The 17,517-nt window shown below is 63.5% G+C and carries 26 protein-coding genes and 1 riboswitch; of the genes, 13 read left to right on the top strand and 13 right to left on the bottom strand.

Features of this window, described 5'->3' with window-relative positions:
- The first annotated feature begins 144 nt into the window (after nt 1–144).
- From ORS3428_RS19095 to ORS3428_RS19080, 5 genes are all read left to right on the top strand, one after another.
- A complete protein-coding gene (locus tag ORS3428_RS19095) occupies nt 145–414 on the top strand; it encodes a hypothetical protein (RefSeq protein WP_071099851.1) in 270 nt (89 codons plus the stop codon).
- 239 nt (nt 415–653) lie between these two features.
- A complete protein-coding gene (locus ORS3428_RS34230; protein WP_274534814.1) occupies nt 654–788 on the top strand; it encodes a hypothetical protein in 135 nt (44 codons plus the stop codon).
- Between the two features lie 102 nt (nt 789–890).
- Nucleotides 891–953: riboswitch (Fluoride riboswitch) on the top strand.
- A 155-nt stretch (nt 954–1,108) separates the two neighbouring features.
- Nucleotides 1,109–1,501: a fluoride efflux transporter CrcB gene (gene crcB / locus ORS3428_RS19090; RefSeq protein WP_071099850.1), complete on the top strand. Its 393-nt coding sequence runs from the start codon at nt 1,109–1,111 to the stop codon at nt 1,499–1,501.
- A gap of 6 nt (nt 1,502–1,507) precedes the next feature.
- Nucleotides 1,508–1,936, top strand: a complete 429-nt coding sequence (gene crcB, locus ORS3428_RS19085) for a fluoride efflux transporter CrcB (protein WP_071099849.1) — start codon at nt 1,508–1,510, stop codon at nt 1,934–1,936.
- A 14-nt stretch (nt 1,937–1,950) separates the two neighbouring features.
- Nucleotides 1,951–2,289 (top strand): DUF190 domain-containing protein, encoded by a 339-nt coding sequence (locus tag ORS3428_RS19080; protein ID WP_071100242.1) that lies wholly within the window; start codon nt 1,951–1,953, stop codon nt 2,287–2,289.
- Nucleotides 2,290–2,489: 200 nt separating this feature from the next.
- On the opposite strand, the gene ORS3428_RS19075 is transcribed toward ORS3428_RS19080, so the two are convergent.
- Nucleotides 2,490–2,696, bottom strand: a complete 207-nt coding sequence (locus tag ORS3428_RS19075; RefSeq protein ID WP_071099848.1) for a hypothetical protein — start codon at nt 2,694–2,696, stop codon at nt 2,490–2,492.
- A 172-nt stretch (nt 2,697–2,868) separates the two neighbouring features.
- Nucleotides 2,869–3,291 (bottom strand): nucleoside-diphosphate kinase, encoded by a 423-nt coding sequence (gene ndk, locus ORS3428_RS19070; RefSeq protein ID WP_071099847.1) that lies wholly within the window; start codon nt 3,289–3,291, stop codon nt 2,869–2,871.
- 276 nt (nt 3,292–3,567) lie between these two features.
- Between ndk and ORS3428_RS19065 the strand changes: the two genes are divergently transcribed.
- Nucleotides 3,568–3,798, top strand: coding sequence for a hypothetical protein (locus ORS3428_RS19065; protein ID WP_071099846.1), 231 nt, complete (start codon nt 3,568–3,570; stop codon nt 3,796–3,798).
- Between the two features lie 81 nt (nt 3,799–3,879).
- On the opposite strand, the gene ORS3428_RS19060 is transcribed toward ORS3428_RS19065, so the two are convergent.
- Both ORS3428_RS19060 and ORS3428_RS19055 read right to left on the bottom strand, forming a co-directional pair.
- Nucleotides 3,880–4,176, bottom strand: a complete 297-nt coding sequence (locus tag ORS3428_RS19060; RefSeq protein ID WP_071099845.1) for a DUF1905 domain-containing protein — start codon at nt 4,174–4,176, stop codon at nt 3,880–3,882.
- Nucleotides 4,177–4,215: 39 nt separating this feature from the next.
- Nucleotides 4,216–4,908, bottom strand: a complete 693-nt coding sequence (locus ORS3428_RS19055; protein ID WP_071099844.1) for a glutathione S-transferase family protein — start codon at nt 4,906–4,908, stop codon at nt 4,216–4,218.
- A gap of 60 nt (nt 4,909–4,968) precedes the next feature.
- Between ORS3428_RS19055 and ORS3428_RS19050 the strand changes: the two genes are divergently transcribed.
- From ORS3428_RS19050 to ORS3428_RS19040, 3 genes are all read left to right on the top strand, one after another.
- A complete protein-coding gene (locus ORS3428_RS19050; protein ID WP_071099843.1) occupies nt 4,969–5,478 on the top strand; it encodes a DinB family protein in 510 nt (169 codons plus the stop codon).
- A gap of 301 nt (nt 5,479–5,779) precedes the next feature.
- Nucleotides 5,780–6,436 carry a hypothetical protein gene (locus tag ORS3428_RS32545; protein WP_131802925.1) on the top strand — a complete coding sequence of 219 codons (657 nt, stop codon included), beginning with the start codon at nt 5,780–5,782 and terminating at the stop codon, nt 6,434–6,436.
- Between the two features lie 203 nt (nt 6,437–6,639).
- A complete protein-coding gene (locus ORS3428_RS19040) occupies nt 6,640–7,425 on the top strand; it encodes a GGDEF domain-containing protein (protein ID WP_071099841.1) in 786 nt (261 codons plus the stop codon).
- Between the two features lie 35 nt (nt 7,426–7,460).
- Here ORS3428_RS19040 and ORS3428_RS19035 read toward each other — a convergent pair whose 3' ends face one another.
- From ORS3428_RS19035 to ORS3428_RS33565, 6 genes are all read right to left on the bottom strand, one after another.
- Entirely contained in the window at nt 7,461–7,880 is a 420-nt protein-coding gene (locus ORS3428_RS19035) for a hypothetical protein (protein WP_071099840.1), read from the bottom strand.
- Nucleotides 7,881–8,086: 206 nt separating this feature from the next.
- Nucleotides 8,087–8,389 (bottom strand): DUF982 domain-containing protein, encoded by a 303-nt coding sequence (locus ORS3428_RS19030; protein WP_071099839.1) that lies wholly within the window; start codon nt 8,387–8,389, stop codon nt 8,087–8,089.
- A gap of 189 nt (nt 8,390–8,578) precedes the next feature.
- Nucleotides 8,579–8,758 carry a hypothetical protein gene (locus tag ORS3428_RS33095; RefSeq protein WP_131802924.1) on the bottom strand — a complete coding sequence of 60 codons (180 nt, stop codon included), beginning with the start codon at nt 8,756–8,758 and terminating at the stop codon, nt 8,579–8,581.
- A 145-nt stretch (nt 8,759–8,903) separates the two neighbouring features.
- Nucleotides 8,904–9,179, bottom strand: a complete 276-nt coding sequence (locus ORS3428_RS19025; protein WP_071099838.1) for a hypothetical protein — start codon at nt 9,177–9,179, stop codon at nt 8,904–8,906.
- A gap of 243 nt (nt 9,180–9,422) precedes the next feature.
- Nucleotides 9,423–11,504, bottom strand: a complete 2,082-nt coding sequence (locus ORS3428_RS19020; protein ID WP_071099837.1) for an ATP-dependent helicase — start codon at nt 11,502–11,504, stop codon at nt 9,423–9,425.
- A gap of 82 nt (nt 11,505–11,586) precedes the next feature.
- Nucleotides 11,587–11,742 carry a hypothetical protein gene (locus ORS3428_RS33565; protein WP_172833705.1) on the bottom strand — a complete coding sequence of 52 codons (156 nt, stop codon included), beginning with the start codon at nt 11,740–11,742 and terminating at the stop codon, nt 11,587–11,589.
- A gap of 140 nt (nt 11,743–11,882) precedes the next feature.
- Here ORS3428_RS33565 and ORS3428_RS33560 point away from each other — a divergent pair, with 140 nt between their 5' ends.
- Nucleotides 11,883–12,056: a hypothetical protein gene (locus tag ORS3428_RS33560; RefSeq protein WP_172833704.1), complete on the top strand. Its 174-nt coding sequence runs from the start codon at nt 11,883–11,885 to the stop codon at nt 12,054–12,056.
- A 286-nt stretch (nt 12,057–12,342) separates the two neighbouring features.
- Here ORS3428_RS33560 and ORS3428_RS19010 read toward each other — a convergent pair whose 3' ends face one another.
- Entirely contained in the window at nt 12,343–13,311 is a 969-nt protein-coding gene (locus tag ORS3428_RS19010) for a LysR substrate-binding domain-containing protein (RefSeq protein WP_071099835.1), read from the bottom strand.
- A gap of 594 nt (nt 13,312–13,905) precedes the next feature.
- Between ORS3428_RS19010 and ORS3428_RS19005 the strand changes: the two genes are divergently transcribed.
- Together ORS3428_RS19005 and ORS3428_RS19000 are read left to right on the top strand one after the other, a co-directional pair.
- On the top strand, nt 13,906–14,346 hold the full coding sequence (locus ORS3428_RS19005) for a MucR family transcriptional regulator (protein ID WP_071100241.1): 441 nt from the start codon (nt 13,906–13,908) through the stop codon (nt 14,344–14,346).
- Nucleotides 14,347–14,358: 12 nt separating this feature from the next.
- The gene (locus tag ORS3428_RS19000; RefSeq protein ID WP_131802923.1) at nt 14,359–14,640 is read left to right on the top strand and encodes a hypothetical protein; all 282 of its coding nucleotides are present in this window, start codon (nt 14,359–14,361) and stop codon (nt 14,638–14,640) included.
- 35 nt (nt 14,641–14,675) lie between these two features.
- Here ORS3428_RS19000 and ORS3428_RS18995 read toward each other — a convergent pair whose 3' ends face one another.
- Nucleotides 14,676–14,870, bottom strand: a complete 195-nt coding sequence (locus ORS3428_RS18995; RefSeq protein WP_071099833.1) for a hypothetical protein — start codon at nt 14,868–14,870, stop codon at nt 14,676–14,678.
- A 399-nt stretch (nt 14,871–15,269) separates the two neighbouring features.
- Nucleotides 15,270–15,572, bottom strand: coding sequence for a hypothetical protein (locus ORS3428_RS18990; RefSeq protein WP_131802922.1), 303 nt, complete (start codon nt 15,570–15,572; stop codon nt 15,270–15,272).
- Nucleotides 15,573–15,631: 59 nt separating this feature from the next.
- Between ORS3428_RS18990 and ORS3428_RS18985 the strand changes: the two genes are divergently transcribed.
- Nucleotides 15,632–17,509: an ABC-F family ATP-binding cassette domain-containing protein gene (locus ORS3428_RS18985; protein WP_071099831.1), complete on the top strand. Its 1,878-nt coding sequence runs from the start codon at nt 15,632–15,634 to the stop codon at nt 17,507–17,509.
- The last annotated feature ends 8 nt before the right edge of the window (nt 17,510–17,517 follow it).

Here is a 17,517-nt window from a genome sequence, read left to right as displayed (position 1 = left end):
CGTTTGTTGGAATATTTCGGGCAGCCGAAGCGTTACCTAAGAAGTTGGCGGGCGGGCAAAGGGGGATGTTTCCCGAAATGTCCCTCGGTTGAAACCGCCAGACCGAATGCGCGGCTCGATCTGGCCACCCAAAGGAGCCCAGATATGAAAAAGCATGCGCTCATMCTTGCCGCTGCCGGTGCATCGTTGATTGCCTTCGCCGGCCTCGCCAGGGCAGACGACCATCTGTTCAATGYAACCCAGCATGGCCTCAGCACCGACAGTCAGCCGTTCCAGACCAACAAGGCCGGCCACAGCGGCGACCTCGCGCCCGGACAGGGCAGTCCGTTCACCGGTGAGGAGACCAAGACGCCGGCTACCGATACCGCGGCGGCAAACCAACATGCGAATGTAAAAGAGCGCCAGCCGAAGTAGCGAAAGCCGGGAAGTACCTCCTGATACCGGCGGGACAGCGCTCCCCTCTGGACAGAGGGGGGCGCAAAGGAACGCTATRCCTTTTCAGATTCCCAAAATGGTAGTCAAGGATCAGGCCCTCGGCGGCGGCGCTGCTGGCGTCAGGCCGTGGCAGCGCCGATCCCCACGATGGCGGCGGGACGGTCGTCCATTTCACCGACCGCGGCCGCGCGGCTTACCAGAAGATGGTCGACGTCCTCATGGACATCGAGCGCGAATGGGCCGAGGAACTCGGCGAGAAGCGCTTTTCAGGAGTTGAAGGCGCTGCTCGGCGATCTCTGGGACACGCCGCTGATCCGATGACGCCGATTGACCGCGCCGCCGCGACCGCCTAGAGCAATTCCAGGAAAAAGTGTGAAGCGGTTTTCCGTCCGGTATTGCGCCTGACAAAGAGCTAGCGCGGCTCTTCCGTGAGACGGTGAACCGCTCTAGCTTCGCCAAAAAATGGGGATGGGGTTCCCCCGAAACCGCCCTTAAGGGCTGATGACTCCTGCCAGGCGTGCTTTCGCGCGGCAGGATTGGTTTTTCTGCTCGCATCATGCCTGTCTGTAGCAAATTCCAGGAAGACTGCGCAGTGGTCTTCCGTCCGGAATTGCGACAACGAATACTTGCGCGATTCTCGCGAGGGAATCGCCTTTGGAGAGGCAATGAAGCGATGACCCTTGCGGCCTGCGCCCTGGTCCTGATTGGCGGTTTCCTTGGCGGCATTTGCCGCTTTTTCCTGTCTGGCCTGGTCGGCCGCAGAATCGGCGAGACCTTTCCCTGGGGCACGCTGCTGGTCAACGTCTCCGGCGCGCTGGCGATCGGTGCCTTCGGCGGCGCGGCGCGGGCCCTCGGCGGCGTCGTCGCCAGCGATCTGCTCCGCGATTTCATCGTCGTCGGTCTGTTCGGTGGCTACACCACGGTCTCCTCCTTTTGCCTRCAAACGCTGAACCTCGCGCTCGACGGCGAGCGGCGGCTGGCCGCCTTCAACGTCGCCGCCTCGGCGGCGCTTTGCTTATTTTCGGTCGCCCTGGGGTTCTGGGCCGCACTCCGGATGGCGGGTTGAGCGGCCATGGCACGCAACAACAAGCGCTCGGCGACGTCGCTCTATCTTGCGGTCGGCTGCGGCTCGGCGATCGGCTCGCTGGCGCGTTTCCTGTCCGGCTACGTCATCGTCTCGCTGCTCGGCTTCAGCGCGCTTTGCGCCACCGCCTTCGTCAACATCGTCGGCTGCTGGATGATCATGGCCTTCGCTACGCTGACCCGGCCGGACGGCCGTTTGATGGTCGGCTCGGCCGGCCGCAATTTTGTCATGGCCGGCCTTTGCGGCGGCCTCACCACCTTCTCGACCATGAGCTTCGACACTTTCATTCTGCTTTTCGAAGGCGACCTGCGGCTGGCCGCGATCTATCTTGTCGGTGTCGTGGCGCTGTCGCTGGCGGCCGCCTGGCTTGGCTATGTCATGGCCGCCAGGCTCAACCGCCTGCCGATCAACAGGTGACAAGGGAGGACAACATGGGACTGCCGAGCCAATGCGTACTGCTCAGGATCTTCTTCGGCGAGGACGACARGGCGGCCGACGGCAAGCCGCTGCATGAGGCGATCGTCATCGCGGCGCGCAAGGCCGGCATGGCGGGCGCGACGGTGCTTAGGGGACCGCTCGGCTTCGGTCGATCGAGYGTGCTCCACACCGCCAAGATCCTGAGGCTATCGCAGGACCTGCCCATCGTCGTCGAGATCGTCGACGCGCCGGAGAAGATCGATGCGCTCATTCCCGAGATCAAGGCGCTGACCAACAGCTGCCTGATCACCAGGGAGAAAGTCGAAGTCATCCGCTACGGCGAGGAGGACTGAGCCCGGCCGACCGCCCGATGCAATACAGAATGCTGCGCAACAGCCTTCCCTTGCCAATTGCGTAGACACAAATGGCTAATTCCAAACGCTGAAATTGCCTCGGAGCGGTTTACCGTTTCAGCGAAACGCAGACCGCTCTACCCCCCTCTGTTCTGATGCAATTCCAGGAAAAACCGCGGACCAGTTTTTCTGGAGTTGCTCTAACGGTGACGAAGACGGCGGCTGATCGAGTCTTCGTCGAAAATGCCTGCGGAAAACAGCTTCATGGCTTCGATCGCCAGTTCGGAAGCCTCGGGGCTGCCGCGGGAAATTCCCCGCTCTTCRCAGACCTGGTCATAGATACGCTTCAGCAGGACGAGATCGTCCGGATATGCTACGCCACTCTTGGAAACATGGGGGTTGATCATGTTTCCCTCCCTACTCATGGGCGGAAGCGCGATGATCGCTAGCAGCCGGCGACGCCCTTTGTCACTAGTCGCCGATGACGGGCGATCTAGAGCGAATGGTTGGACCGCCCACCCCGCTGCGACAAAAAAGGCGGCCCAGGGCCGCCTTCGTTGCAAAATCGATACTTCCGGCTCAGCCGACGATCTCGGTATCGGAGAACCAATAGCGGATTTCCTGCGAGGCGGTTTCCGGCGCGTCCGAGCCGTGCACCGAATTCTCGCCGATCGACAGCGCATGCACCTTGCGGATGGTGCCCTCGGCGGCATTGGCCGGGTTGGTGGCGCCCATCACTTCGCGGTTCTTGGCGATGGCGTTTTCGCCCTCCAGCACCTGAATGACGGTCGGACCCGACGACATGAACTCGACGAGTTCGCCGAAGAACGGACGATCCTTGTGAACGGCGTAGAAGCCTTCGGCTTCGCGGCGGCTCATCCACACGCGGCGCGACGCGATGACGCGCAGGCCCGCGTCTTCCAGCATCTTGGTGATGGCGCCGGTCAGATTGCGCTTGGTGGCATCCGGCTTGATCATGGAGAAGGTGCGTTCGATCGCCATTGGGTCGTCCTTGTTGTGGGAATGGAAATTGGAGTGGCGGGCTCTATACAAGCCGCTCGACGGCTTGCCAAGGGGAGGCGGCTTCTGGTCAAGGCCGGCTCTTTGCGTGATAATTAGACGGCTGCGAGCCTGCTTCGCTTAAAGTCCGTCGCGCTGAAACGGATTGAGGCGACGCGCTTTAAGTCTTTGTTTTGATGCAAGTCGCCCAAACCGCTGCGCACTTTTGGCCGACTTGCGTGACAGGCCCGGAGCGTCGCTGCAGCGGAGCTGGAAGCGATGAACTGGCCTCACCTCAGACCCGGTGACATCGCCGGCATCCTTTTCATGGCTGTATTGCTGTGCCTGGTTGTGCTGGGCCTGCTGCTGGTGCCGAAACAGGGGCGCAATTTCGGCCTCGGCCCGGAATGGAAGTGCGCGCCCTCGGAGCAGGGCAACCGGGTCTGCGTCAGGCTGCTCGATAAGCAGGCGCCGAGCAAGGAAGCGCCGAGCGAGGCCGCGCCGAAGTAGACGCTAAGGCGCGTCGCGTCGAATTCGGATTGAGGCGGCCTTGGGTCCGTGTAGTTCCGCTGCGCACTTTGGCGGCATGCATCAAAGCTCGACCTCTATGGCCAATGTCGGCACGTCGCCGGCCTTCAGCCCTTCGCGCTGCCGCACCGAAGCCTTGACCGGCAAAAGCAGGCTGCCGGACGCCTTGTCCGGGAAGAGTGACGTGCTCCACCTTGTCTTGCCGATCACGGCCGTCACGCCGAGCGAGCCCCAGGGCCGCGCAAGCCCCGCCATCGCCGCCTTGATCCGCGCCGCGAACTCGACCGGCAGCGTCACGAAATGCCAGCCGCCCTTGCCGGGATAGACCCATATCTCGGCCTGCATCTCATAGCGCAGCATGGCGATCCTGCCGCTCCTGGTCCCGCGGGGCCATTTCCGTCACGCCGCTGCCGCGACCTGCCGGCCGATGCCGTCATGCAGGTCGAGGCAGCGCTCGAACCACTGGGCTATGCTGTCGCTGTCCCCGAGCAGTCGGTAGGGCGAGGCGATGCGCGCCCATTGCAGCGCACCGAAGACGATGTAGTCGGCAAAGAGCGGCGAGGCTCCGCCGATGAAGGGCTGGTAGGTGAGCATCGAGCGCAGCGGCTCCAGCGAGGCGCGGAAGCCGGCGAGCCCCRCATCACGGCCGGCCACCACCTCTTCCAGCCGCTTGCCGTAGCGCCGCTCGCGGTCCTCTCGGAAGTAGCGGCCGTTCGGCTCGTCCTGCATCCCGTGCAGGTCGGTAAGCGCCACCGTTGCGACATAGGGGTGGATGGTGAGTTGCGACCAGCGCTCGATGAAGCGCGCCATCGCCTTGCCGCCTTCGCCGCCAAATAGCGTCGGCCGCTCGGGATAGGCCTCGTCGAGATAGAGCGCGATCGCGAAGGAATCGACCACCACGCGCTCGCCGTCCCGGATCACCGGCACCGTCTTCGACACGCCGCCTTCGACCTTCGGCACTTCGAGAAAGCGCGTCGGCACCTTGGTGGCGGCCAGCACCTTATGGGCCAGCGCCATCTTGGCCTTCCAGCAATGCGGGCTAAATGGGCGCTGGGTGTCGTGGCCGACGAGGTCATAGAAGAGAATGGTCATTGGCGGGTCTGTTCCTGCGGGTTACGAAGAGCCGGGATTCGTTGTGAGCCGGATGGAAGAATGAAACAGCATTTCATGATGTTTGCGGCCTACAATCAATGGGCCAACGCGCGCATCTACGATGCCGCCGCCGATCTCGACGACGAGGAACTCGGCCGCGACGTCGGCGCTTTCTTCGGCTCGATGCTTGGCACGCTCAACCACCTGCTCGCCGTCGACCGCGTCTGGATGAAGCGCTTCACCGGCGAGGGCGAYGCGCCCGCGAACACCGCGGCGATCCTCTATCGCGGCCTGCCCGGCCTGCGCCTGGCACGCGAGGCCGAGGACCAACGGATCGTCGACTGGATGAGCGGCATGAGCGACAAGGCGCTGGCCGGCCGTTTCTCTTACATGACCGTCGACATGCGCACCGTCTCGCAGCGGCTGGAGCCGGCGCTCAGCCATTTTTTCAACCACCAGACCCACCATCGCGGCCAGGCGCATATGTGCCTCACCGTGCTCGGGAGGCCCTCCGTGCCGCTCGACCTGATGCTATTCCAACGCTCCGAGGAAGGCCGCGCCTACGCCTGAGGCGCAGGCCAACGGGGACCCGTCTCCGATTGCCGTCGGAATGCCCGGCAGGTTGCAATTGTCATGTGCCGGTCAGCTCTGCGATCGTGCCTACAGCCCTCGGTCATCGATTGTTGCTGTAGCTCAAACATCAAGAAAAACTCGTATTCATTTTAGAACAACGAATTTTTCCTCTGGAAAAATGGAACCCTGACGGGCTGCGTTCGTATTTCCTCTCGTTCCCTCTCGCACAAGCATGCGCACGGACACGGCGCTCCGGCGGATGCGTGCGGAAAAAAATGTGGCTACGAAGGAGAATGCCATGAATGGTATCGTAGAAAAAATCGCCGTCACGCTGGTCGGCGGCATCGCCATTCTCGCCGTGCCGGCGAATGCTGCTGATCTCGACATCGGCTTTGGCATCGATAACGGTGGCGTGGGTGGCTCGGGTGGCCTGAGCACCGGCGCGGCTAGCTCGGTCGGCGGTTCTACCAGTCTGGGCACAGGCTTCGGCAGCAATATCGGGGGCGTCGGCGTGGGCGGCTCCGGCGGCTTGAATGCAGGCGCGGGCGGCTTCGTCGGCGGCTCCGCGGGCACAACCACCGGCACCTCGTTTGGTGGAAGCGGTGGCCTCAGCGGCGGCGTCGGCGTGGGCGGTTCCGGCAACTTGAATGCCGGCACGGGTGTCACGATTGGCGGCTCTACGGGTACCACCACTGGCTTCGGCACCTCGTTTGGTGCGACGGGCGGTATAGGTGGCAGCGGCACCGTCGGCGGCGCCGGCGGCTCGTTTGGCGGCTCCACGGGTGCGACCACTGGAACCGGCGCCACCTTTGGTGGGACCGGCGGCCTCAGCGGCAGCGGCTCGGTTGGCGGTTCCGCGGGTGCCACCACTGGTGCCGGGGCCACCTTTGGTGGGACCGGTGGCCTCAGCGGTGGCGCCGGGGTGGGCGGCTCCGGCGGTATGAGCGCCCGCTGAAGCAATTCGCGAAAGTGCTCTGGCACGCTCTCCGAGCCGCAGGTTCGGAACAAAGGCCCGCCACCCCGTGGCGGGCCTTTTCGATCGCCTCTGCATCCGCGGTCGCTGACTGCCGGTGAACCAAGCTTGCATTGGAGCGAATGGATTAGGACTTCGTTTGCCCTCGCGCTGCACAATGGGTCAGTTGCGGTGGGAGCAAAGACATGCGCATCGATTTGTCCCCCACGAGTTGGGGCAGGGTCGTGGTCGTGACCGTCGCCGGCACCGCCTTCTTCATCGCCGCCGCCTTCTTTGTCGACTCCTTCAACTTTCCCTCGCTGTCGCCTGCCGCGCTGCTCTGGGCCAAGCTCACCGACCTGTTCCTGCCGCTTGTCCTTGGCGGTTCCTTCCTGTTCTTCTTGATGTGGAAGATGCGCCAGCTGGCGATCGCCCAGAAGGAGCTCAGCATCATTGCCGCGACCGACAGCCTGACGGCCGTCTTCAACCGCGGCGCCTTCTCAATGCTGGTCGAGGCCTATCTCGAGCAGGCCCGCAGCCACGCCGTCGCCGATGCCGGCGCGCTGCTGATCATCGACGCCGACCACTTCAAGTCGATCAACGACCGCCTCGGGCACGATTGCGGCGACCAGGCGCTGAAGCTGATCGCCAGGACCATCCAAGGCCAACTCCACGGCGCCGACATTGTCGGGCGCATCGGCGGCGAGGAATTCGCGGTCTTTCTTCCGGGCGCCGACGCGACGCGCTCCTCCCTTGTCGCGGAATCGATCAGGCGGCGCATCAGCGAAGCCGAATTCGCACCCGCCGGAGCGCCATGGCCGCTCTCGGTCAGCATCGGCGGCGTCGCCTTCAGCGGACCCACCACCTATCGCCATATGTTCCAGGTTGCAGACAGGCATCTCTACAAAGCGAAGTCGAACGGACGCGACCAGGTGAGCTTTGAGGGGCCGCCGGGCGCGTTTTCGGGCGACGTCGCCGGCACGATCCACTGAAGGGCTCTTCGCCGCAGGGACTTGCCCGAGYCGCTTCACCGGTGACTGCGGTTGAGCAGCGGCCTGTGCTGGCGGATCAGCTGCCGCTCGACGTCGAGATAGGGTCGAATCCAGCCTGCCGCCGTTAATGCCGGCTCAGGCTGATGAACAACCGCCGTTAGCATGCCGTGCGCGGTGAGCAGGCCAAGCCACTTCAACGCTTCCCATTTCGGCGTCGCGCCGCTGTGTCCGGCGAGGCTCCGGTTGATGTAGGCGGGATAGGAGAGGAGCCGTTTGCCCGCCGACGCGCCGCAGGCGCCGATGCGCACCGGCTTGCCGTCGGCGGTGATCCAGGCATAGACGGCCTCGCCGAGCTCGCACGCCGTCTGGTCGGTTACGGTGACCAGGATCGACGACTTGTCCCGGCCGAGCCTCATTTCCGCCGCCGGCTTGAACTGGTCGCGATCGAGAAACATCCACCCCCCTGCTGCATGTCGGCAAACTGCATGGGCAGCGCGAATGTTCTGTGCGATGTTTCACGCAGCGCAAGAAAAGTTTCAGGGGATCCGGCAGAGGCCGCGGCATGCGTCGCAAAAGTCGGGCCTCAACGAGAACGGCCGCCCGAGAGCCGTCTCAGGCGGGATTTGTCCGGGCCTCTGGCGCCAGCGCCGGCCTGGACTAGTCAGGCGGCGAAGCCGCCATAGCCGCGCGCGACCGGCTTCACCGAGACGATCGGCTGGTCCGACGGCCAGAGAATGCCGGCGGTCACCGCGAAGTTGATCATCGCGTCGCGCGCCGATTCGGCGGAGATTTTGCCGGCGCGCGCCGCCTCGCAGGCCTTCACCGCGGCGCCGTAGCTCAGCCGCCGGCGCGACGGCGGAAACTCGGTCAGGAACTCGTGCATGTCGGACAGCGAAGCAAGCATGCGCTTGTGGCCGGCGCCGACACTGACAGCGACCGGGGTGAAGGACGTCCTGTCGTACATTTAGACCTCTCGAATTGGGGCCGAGCATGGCGGGGCTGCCACCCTCGGTCTTGGGGTAGGCCGCCACTCAACGCGTCTTGGGGTGGGAGGTTCCACGCATTTTAACTTTTCTTGAAGCAGCACGAGAGCGGCCACCGGCGCAGGGAAATTTGGCCGACGGTGAAGCTGTGTGGGAGTGGGCGGCCGCTGCTATGGCTTTGCGGTGATTGCAACGTCGGGACTGGCCGGTGCGCCCTGATAATGGCTCGAAAGCAGGAGGAACAGGATGGCGATGCCGGCAATGAGGGCGGCGACGACATTGACGAAAATCCGGCCGGCAAGTTCAGCCAGTCGCTGTCGACGGCTCGTGGCTGACGGAATGAAACGCATGCCGGCTTCCTCTCTTGATCGGTTCGACGCAATCCCGGACGAAATGCCCCGAATTTTCCAGGAATCGCTCTTGAGCGCTCAGGCTGCCGCTCCTCTCCGCAAGCGGCAGTCCGGCCACGCCCGCCCGGTCCTTGGGCTYCCCAAGCTACCAACCGTTGTTGAATCGGCAGACCTTCACCTCACGAACCACCAGATGGCCGTGGCGCCAGCGCTTCTCCACCTTCACCCRGCATTTGCGGGCATGCTTCCAATACCGCCAATGTTCGCGTTCGCGGTGATGGTAGCGCCAGTAACGGTCGTCATGGCGCATATTGTCGTCAGTGGTGATGTACACGCTGGCAGCTTGCGACGGAACAGAGGTCGCGGAAATGGCAGTAAGCGAAACTGCAGCCGCCATGGCGGCGACTATAAGCGTCTTCATAGAAAACTCCTCGCATTATGACTTGCTCACGAAATGAGTAAGGTGTCAAAAAGTTCCATAGCGTTACTGGAAATTTTCGGATGATTTTTAGTGAATGCATGGCTGTGAGGCGGATAGCTTGCAAGCCAGGCGATGAGGCCGGGATATATATAATTTAATAGAAAAGATACTTGGAAAGGGTCGGCAAGGCCTCCGATCACCCCCCGATCCTGGTTGTGGCGGCCGCCGTGCCCGGGCGGCGGGTTATTTCCACATTCCGCGCATGCGCGCGCCGAGATCGACCTTGACGCCGGGCCTTTGGCGCGGATCGTCTTTGATCGTGGCGCTTGCCCAAGACGTCTGCTCGAAGGCTGCAAGCATCGAGGCGGGGATGAAGCGGGTGCGCGAGGCATAGACATGGCGGTCGCCGCGCGCCGGCTGGTTGTGCGGATAAAAGCGCTGCGGTACCACCAGATGCAGACTGTCCTTGGCCCGCGTCATCGCCACATAGAGCAGCCGGCGCTCCTCCTCGATGTCCTCCTTGGTGCCGACGCCGAGATCGGCCGGGATGCAGCCGTCGACGGTGTTGAGCACGAACACGTTCTTCCATTCCTGGCCCTTGGCCGAGTGGATGGTGGACAGAATGAGATAGTCCTCGTCGCGATGCGGCGGGCCGGCCTGGTCGCTGGTGGCGTCGGGCGGATCGAGCGTCAGCTCGGTCAAGAATCGCTCGCGCGACGGATAGGTCGATGCGATCTGCTCGAGTTGCAGCAGGTCCGCCCGGCGTGTGATCGCGTCCTCGTGGATGCGCTCCAGGTGCGGCTCGTACCAGAGCCTGATCCGCTCCAGGTCGGCCGGCCACTTCGGGCCGGCGCGCAGCCCGCTGTAGATGTCGAGGAAGACGGGCCAATCTGCAGCCGCGCGCTGCGGCGGCCGGAAGCGGGCAAGGCCCAGCGTCTCGTCCAGTGACGTCGCCATCGCCTCGACGATCTGCGAGGCGGCCGAAGGGCCGATGCCCGGCATCAACTGCAGCACGCGGAACCCGGCGACACGGTCGCGCGGATTCTCGGCAAAGCGCAGCATCGCCAGCATGTCCTTGACATGGGCGGCGTCGAGGAACTTCAGCCCGCCGAACTTCACGAACGGGATATTGCGGCGCGTGAGCTCGACTTCCAGCGGGCCGCTGTGGTGCGAGGCGCGGAAGAGCACCGCCTGCGCCTTCAGTGCCGTGCCGGCCTCGCGTTCGGCGAGGATCGCCTGGCAGACATAGTTCGCCTGCTCGGCCTCGTCGCGCACGCTCACCAGTTGCGGCTTGTGGGAGGAACTGCGCTCGGTCCACAGGTTCTTGGTGAAGCGCTCGGTGGCCTCGCCGATCACCGCGTTGGCGGCTGCAAGGATCGTCTCGGTCGAGCGGTAGTTGCGCTCCAGCATGACGATCTCGGCGCCTTGCGCGAACTGTTTCGGGAAGTCGAGAATGTTGCGCACTTCCGCGGCGCGGAAGGAGTAGATCGACTGCGCGTCGTCGCCCACCACGGTGAGACCCGCGCCGTCCGGCTTCAGCGCAAGCAGGATCGAGGCCTGCAGCCGGTTGGTGTCCTGATACTCGTCGACCAGGACATGGTCGAAGCGGGAGGAAAGATGCGCGGCAAGCGCGGGCTCCGCCGCCATCTGCGCCCAGTAGAGCAACAGGTCGTCGTAATCGAGCACGTTCTGCGCCTGCTTGGCCTCGACGTAAGCCGAAAACAGCTCCTTGAGCTGGTCCGCCCATGCCGCGCACCAGGGAAAGGCCGAGCCCAGCACTTCGCCGAGAGGCGCCTGCGCGTTGACGGCGCGCGAATAGATCTGCAGGCAGGTGCTTTTGGTAGGAAAGCGGCTCTCGGTCTTGGAAAAGCCGAGCTCGTGCCGGGCAAGATTCATCAGGTCGGCCGAATCCTCGCGGTCATGGATGGTGAAGGCGGGATCGAGGCGGATCTGCTCGGCATAGTCGCGCAAGAGTCTGGCGCCGATGCCGTGGAAGGTGCCGGCCCAGGCGAGCGCGTCGGCAATGATTGCGGCGTCGCGCCCCAGCACCTCGCCGGCGATGCGTTCGACGCGCTTGGCCATCTCGGCGGCGGCGCGGCGCGAGAAGGTCATCAGCAGGATACGGCGCGGATCGGCGCCCTTGACGATGAGATGCGCCACGCGATGCGCCAGCGTGTTGGTCTTGCCGGATCCCGCGCCGGCGATCACCAGCAGCGGTGCGGCCACCTTGCCGTCGCCATGCACCACGGCCAGCCGCTGCTCGTCGTTCAGCCGGGCAAGATAGGCGGGCGCTTCGAAGGACGAATCACGGGCGGCGATGTTCATCGCCCATCAAGCATCGTTTCCGCTTTGTTCGCAATGGTAGAAACTGCTGATCTCCCCCACAACAAGGGAGAGATTGGCTGTATTACCTTTTCGGCTCCACGCCCATCGCCGCCGATTGGCGCCVCAGTGTTCGCCGCTCATCCGACGGCGCAGCGTTGCCGGAGATCTCATCGATGATCCTCCTGGTGACACGGTAGGCCGTGTAGGCAAACAGGCAGGTGAGAAGCAGACGGATCATGACGATGTCCTCATTGCCGGTTCGATCGATTTCAGGTTTCCAACCGACCATGGGCCGGTTGGTTCCGCAATCGGCTCGCGCAACCAAACCGCCACCGCGTCGTTTGCCCTCATGAAAGGGGCGAACGAGAGGAGGTCGTCATGAAGAAGCTTCCTATGCTGCTGGCCCTTGCGGCAGTGCTCGGTCTCGCCGCCTGCGACAACAGCGTGCAGCCCACCAAGGCGCCCGCCGACCAGAACCCGCAGGTCGACAAGAACCCGGTGCCGAAATCGACCACCGGCGGCGATCAGCCCGGCACGCCGCCGAAGCAATGACTGAACGCGCCGGACCGCATGGGGCGATGTCGGCTGGGAAATTCGGGATAAGCAATGCCGGCCACAAATCGTCGCCGCCACAGAAGAAGGCCGGCGCTGCTTGGGAGGAAGCTGGTAAGCGCCGGCCAAGCGGGAAAGATCAGGCCCGCCGCACAGTCAACAATAGCTGAGTCTCTGCCCCGCGTCATGGTGTGATCGCGCTAGCCGGCTACCGATAGCCCGGCAAACCATTCTGTATCTTTCTAGGATCGGGAAAACTCGGAGGCGGTTGCTTCCTTCGTGGCGCTCACGCCATCGCGGCGAGCGCCAGCGGCAGGCCGGCGATCTCGATGTCGAGCTGGCGCTGCGTCAGCGCAGCCTCGGCCATGATCCACTTCTTGAACAGTTCCACCTTGCGGGCGCCCATTGCCTTGATGGGGCTGACGAAATACCAGCCGGCGGTGTTGGGGTGGTGGATTTCGAACGGCGCCACCAGCCGCTCGGCGCGGATGTCGCTCGCCATATAGGCGCGGTTGGCGACGGCAAAGCCCATGCCGGCATTGGCGGCCTCGTAGGACATCATGCAGGAGTCGAAATAGATGCTCTTCGTCTCGCCAAGCACGAAGCTCGCGCCGGCAAAGCCCAGCCACGATCGCCAATTCTGAGTACAGGTATCGGAGTGGAGCAGGGTGAAATGCCTGAGGTCTTCCGGCGTCACCCTGGAGAGCGGCTTGTCGCCCAGCACCTCACGGAACAGCTCGCGGCTGCACACGGGCGTCAGATCTTCCTTGAACAGAAGCTCGGATTTGAGGCCGGGGAAATTGCCGTCGCCGTAACGGATCTCCAAGTCATATTCGGAGGTCGAGAATTCGTACGTGGCGCAGGAGGTCGAGACCCGCATTTCGATGTCGGGATATTGTCGCTGGAAGGCTGAAAGCCGCGGAAACAGCCAGCGCGCCGCGAAGGTGGGCAAAACGCAGATTCTGAGCACATGCGCCTGCGACTGGCCGGTGGCCTCCATGTTGGCTGCTACGATCCGCTGCAGCGCCTCGCGCACCCGCGCTACATAGGTTTCGCCCTCCGGCGTCAGCGATACGGCATTGCCGCCGCGCTCGAAAATCTTGAAGCGCAGCTGGTCCTCCAGGCTCTTCACCCGCTGGCTGACGGCCGAGGCGGTGATGAACTGCTCTTCGCCGGCGCGCGTGAAATTCTTGTGCCTGGCGGCGCTCTCGACGATTTTCAGCGAGTTCAGGTTGACTTGACTGAGGAGCCGCACGGGGAGGTTGACCTTAAGCTGCGCTAACGCTGGCACCAGTTTACAGGGGTAGCGCCGCTAGTCGACTGTTTGCCAAGTGTTGCCCCCATCTTCGAGAAGTAGAATGGACGCCCATACAGTCCCGAACTGCCGAAAAGGCCATCGAGCGGAGGGATTTCGGCCGCTGCGCACGCTGGAAGCGCCTGCTGGAGATCCCGGCCGATAGTGGATCGGCGAATCACAGCCGCTGCGCGCCGCGAACTGAGCGACCCGCCGGAACGAATTGGGCATGGTGGGTCATCCGGGACCGACGCTGCTCACCAGTATCGGTATTCGGCCTGAACTTCGCCTTTGCCGGAGTTGTTCGCTACAACCGAAGTGCTGACACGTCATTGTCCGTCCGCGCCGGCATTTAGCGCTGTAAAATGTTTGGTGCAGGTATTAGAATTCCTAACTTGCGTGGGCACGACCCGCAGTGAAAGCGTGCCTTCGGTATTGAGTCGCTCGTGCGTTTACTGACTCTGGACCGTCCGTTGGGGGACGGGTCCAATATGATACCTGGACCAAAGTCTTAAAAACAGCTGGTCATTTGAGWGCCAGCAGAAGGTGAAAAAATTGTCCAATATCGACGACAAAACTGCAATCGAGCTGACCGCCGACATTGTCTCGGCCTATGTCGGCAACAATCCGCTTCCGGCTTCCGGCCTGCCGGATCTGATCGCTAGCGTCAGCGCATCGGTGCGCAAGCTCGCCGGCGGCCCCGCCGTCAAGGAGAGCGCGCCGCTGACGCCGGCGGTCAATCCGAAGCGTTCGGTGTTCCCCGATCACATCGTTTGCCTCGAGGATGGAAAGAAGTTCAAGTCGTTGAAGCGGCACCTGTCGACCGACCATGGCCTGACGCCGGACGAATACCGTGCCAAATGGGGGCTGCCGGCTGATTATCCGATGGTGGCGCCCAGCTATTCGGCCACCCGCTCGGCGCTTGCCAAGTCTTCCGGCCTCGGCCGCAAGCCGGCCGCGGACACCGGCAAGGGCAAGCGCAAAACCAAGGGCTGAGGCCGGTCGGTCATGCTGCCTGCAGCGGACGGCCCCAAGCCGTCGGCAGACTCTTTGGCCGCGCTCGGCGCGTTGCGTCGCAGGGTGGCCATCCAGTCTTGCGCCGACGCAGGCGAGGGGGTCAAGGCACGGCGTGTCCTGTTCTCGCTGAACTTGCCCGCCGCCGATCTGGGTGCTGCGCTCGACGCGCTCGACAATTTCGAGCGTGCCATCGTCGAGCATGACGACCGGCTGGTCGTCGCGGCGAAGCGGCTGAAATGCCTCGCCGTTCTCGATCGTCTTATCGCCGGATAAAGTGCTGCGATAGGATTGTGAGCCGTTCCTGGTCATCAGTCCGGGGGCGGCTTGCGCGTCAGTGCGCGGCTGCGATCCTGCTCGACGGCAAGGCTGTCCGCCTCGACCGCAGTCATCTCCAGAAAATAGGCAAGCATCTGGTAGCGTGTGCGCGAAAGCATCTTCGCCAGTCCGCGCGTGATCTCCGCGACATATCTCAGCATGCGCAGATCGTTGGCCGCCCCGTCCATCGAGAGCTCCTAAAAATCGAAGTCATTGTTGTTATTGCTGATCGTTGTTGGCGCCTACACGCGACTCAGAGCGCATTCCTAAGTTCGCAGGGTCGCGACGAAAACTAAAGTCTATTTTCGGCAAGCATCGCGTCTGACCCAGAAGGTTTCTTGACTTTTTCTGGTGGCATTAGCAGCAGCTACAACAATGCAGGTGAACAAGCGACTTACGGTTGTCTTGCTCTGGCAGCTCTATCATTTCGCCGCGGAGTGCTCATCCCGATGGYCAATGAATGTCGGCCCAAAGTGCGCAGCTGTTTTGGGAGGAACGACAGCATCAAGCAAAGACTGAGACCGCGTCGCCCGAATCCGTTTCGTCGTTTTAGCGTTGGGTGCGCAAGACGGATTAGTCGCGGCCGATCAGGGTGACGGTGCGCTGGTCGCGGGCACCTCGACACACAGCGTCGTGACCTTCGGATAGCGATCGATGTTGTCGCGTGTGCCTGYGGGCTTCACGACGAGTTGCGCCGGATTGCTGGAGGGAGGCAGGGCATTCGGCCCGGTTTCGGCGAACAGAACCAGCTCTGTCGCCAGCGCAGCTGTCGTGGCGACCTGGAAGAAGATGAAGGCGAGGGCGAAATAGCGGATCACCGGCCTCAAACGCTCGCGTCGGCAACTGGTTCCAGTCCAATAGGCTTTGCCGAACGGCCTGCGGCGGCGCATGTCGGCCTCGTCAAGGGTCGCTCTTGCGAAGCGCCGACGTCCCGTGCAAAAGCCCGGCCATGCTTATCATCAACGACCTCTCGCTGCGCATGGCGGGGCGCCTGCTTCTCGACCATGCCTCGCTGACCTTGCCGGCCGGCACCAAGGCCGGACTCGTCGGCCGCAACGGCACCGGCAAGACGACGCTGTTCAAGGCGATCGCCGGCGATTTTCCCTCCGAGACCGGCTCGATCAGCCTGCCGAAGAACACTCGCATCGGCCAAGTGGCGCAAGAGGCGCCGGGCACCGAGGAGCCGCTGATCGACATCGTGCTCAAGGCCGATGTCGAGCGCACGGCATTGCTCGAAGAGGAAAAGACCGCCACCGACCCGCACCGCATCGCCGAGATCCATACACGGCTCGCCGACATCGACGCGCATTCGGCCGAATCCCGCGCCGCCACAATCCTCGCCGGCCTCGGCTTCGACGACGCCGCACAGAAGCGTCCCGCCTCGTCCTTCTCCGGCGGCTGGCGCATGCGCGTCGCGCTCGCCGCCGTGCTCTTCTCGGAGCCCGACCTTCTGCTGCTTGACGAGCCGACCAACTATCTCGACCTCGAAGGCACGCTCTGGCTCGAGAACTATGTCTCAAAGTATCCGCACACGGTGCTGCTCATCTCGCACGACCGTGATCTGCTCAACCGCGCTGTCAACTCGATCGTCCATCTCGACCAGAAGAAGCTGACCTTCTGGCGCGGCGGCTACGACCAGTTCGAGCGCCAGCTCACCGAGCAGCGCGAGCTGCAGGAAAAGAGCCGCGCCAAGCAGGAAGCGCAGCGCAAGCACATGGAATCCTTCGTCGAGCGTTTTCGCGCCAAGGCTTCCAAGRCAAGGCAGGCGCAGTCGCGGCTGAAGGCGCTGGAGAAGCTGAAGCCGATCGCGGCGGTGGTGAACGACACGGTGCGGCCGTTTTCCTTCCCCGAGCCTGTGAAGACGGTCGCCTCGCCCATCGTGGCGCTGAACGGCGTCAATGTCGGCTACACCGAGGGCAATCCGGTGCTGAAGAAGATGACGCTACGCATCGATGCCGACGACCGCATCGCGCTGCTCGGCGCCAACGGCAACGGCAAGTCGACCTTCGCCAAATTGCTCGCCGGCCGCCTCAAGGCCGAAACCGGCACCATGACGATCGCGCCGGGCTTGAAGGTGGCGATCTTCGCCCAGCACCAGCTCGACGACCTGCGTCCCGAGGAAAGCGCCTATGAGCATGTGCGTCGGCTGATGCCGGATGYGCCGGAAGCCAAGGTGCGCGCCCGCGTCGCCCAGTTCGGTCTCTCGACCGAGAAGATGAACACCGCGGCGAAAGATCTTTCCGGCGGCGAGAAGGCGCGCCTCCTGATGGGCCTCTCGGCCTTCGAGGGCCCGAACCTCTTCATCCTCGACGAGCCGACCAACCACCTCGACATCGACAGCCGTGAATCGCTGATCCATGCGCTGAATGATTTTCCGGGCGCCGTGATTCTGATCTCCCACGACCGGCATCTCCTGGAGGCGACGGCCGACCGGCTGTGGCTGGTCAAGGACGGCGCGGTCAATCCCTATGACGGCGACCTCGAGGATTATAAGACGCTGGTCACCGGCGTCTCGTCCAACCGCCGCGAGCAGCGCGAGGCGGAAAAGACGTCGAAAGCCGACCGCCGCCGCGAGGCTGCTCAGCGCCGTGCCGCGCTCGAACCGCTCGCCAAGGAAATCCGCGCCACCGAGGCGCTGATGGACCGCATCCGCAAGCGCATCGACCTGATCGAGGACGAACTCGCCAACCCGGCCGTCTACGAGAAGGACCCCTCGACCGCGACCCGCCTCGCCAAGGAGCGCTCGCAGTTGGCCCAGACACTGGCGCTGAACGAGGACAAGTGGCTGACGATGTCGGCCGAATATGAGGAGGGGATTGGGGAGTAGGGAGTGCT

This window comes from Mesorhizobium sp. ORS 3428 (genome assembly GCF_001854785.1).
GTDB lineage: Bacteria > Pseudomonadota > Alphaproteobacteria > Rhizobiales > Rhizobiaceae > Mesorhizobium.
The sequence above is the reverse complement of the archived record's forward strand: the minus strand, read 5'-3'. Positions and strand labels throughout refer to the sequence as shown.

Excerpts from the sequence above, each read along its gene's own strand:
- ORS3428_RS34230 (WP_274534814.1), top strand. The coding sequence starts at position 654 with ATGGACATCGAGCGCGAATGGGCCGAGGAACTCGGCGAGAAGCGCTTT.
- crcB (WP_071099849.1), top strand. The coding sequence starts at position 1,508 with ATGGCACGCAACAACAAGCGCTCGGCGACGTCGCTCTATCTTGCGGTC.
- ndk (WP_071099847.1), bottom strand. The coding sequence starts at position 3,291 with ATGGCGATCGAACGCACCTTCTCCATGATCAAGCCGGATGCCACCAAG.
- ORS3428_RS19065 (WP_071099846.1), top strand. The coding sequence starts at position 3,568 with ATGAACTGGCCTCACCTCAGACCCGGTGACATCGCCGGCATCCTTTTC.
- ORS3428_RS19060 (WP_071099845.1), bottom strand. The coding sequence starts at position 4,176 with ATGCTGCGCTATGAGATGCAGGCCGAGATATGGGTCTATCCCGGCAAG.
- ORS3428_RS32545 (WP_131802925.1), top strand. The coding sequence starts at position 5,780 with ATGAATGGTATCGTAGAAAAAATCGCCGTCACGCTGGTCGGCGGCATC.
- ORS3428_RS19040 (WP_071099841.1), top strand. The coding sequence starts at position 6,640 with ATGCGCATCGATTTGTCCCCCACGAGTTGGGGCAGGGTCGTGGTCGTG.
- ORS3428_RS19035 (WP_071099840.1), bottom strand. The coding sequence starts at position 7,880 with ATGTTTCTCGATCGCGACCAGTTCAAGCCGGCGGCGGAAATGAGGCTC.
- ORS3428_RS19030 (WP_071099839.1), bottom strand. The coding sequence starts at position 8,389 with ATGTACGACAGGACGTCCTTCACCCCGGTCGCTGTCAGTGTCGGCGCC.
- ORS3428_RS33095 (WP_131802924.1), bottom strand. The coding sequence starts at position 8,758 with ATGCGTTTCATTCCGTCAGCCACGAGCCGTCGACAGCGACTGGCTGAA.
- ORS3428_RS19020 (WP_071099837.1), bottom strand. The coding sequence starts at position 11,504 with ATGAACATCGCCGCCCGTGATTCGTCCTTCGAAGCGCCCGCCTATCTT.
- ORS3428_RS33560 (WP_172833704.1), top strand. The coding sequence starts at position 11,883 with ATGAAGAAGCTTCCTATGCTGCTGGCCCTTGCGGCAGTGCTCGGTCTC.
- ORS3428_RS19000 (WP_131802923.1), top strand. The coding sequence starts at position 14,359 with ATGCTGCCTGCAGCGGACGGCCCCAAGCCGTCGGCAGACTCTTTGGCC.
- ORS3428_RS18995 (WP_071099833.1), bottom strand. The coding sequence starts at position 14,870 with ATGGACGGGGCGGCCAACGATCTGCGCATGCTGAGATATGTCGCGGAG.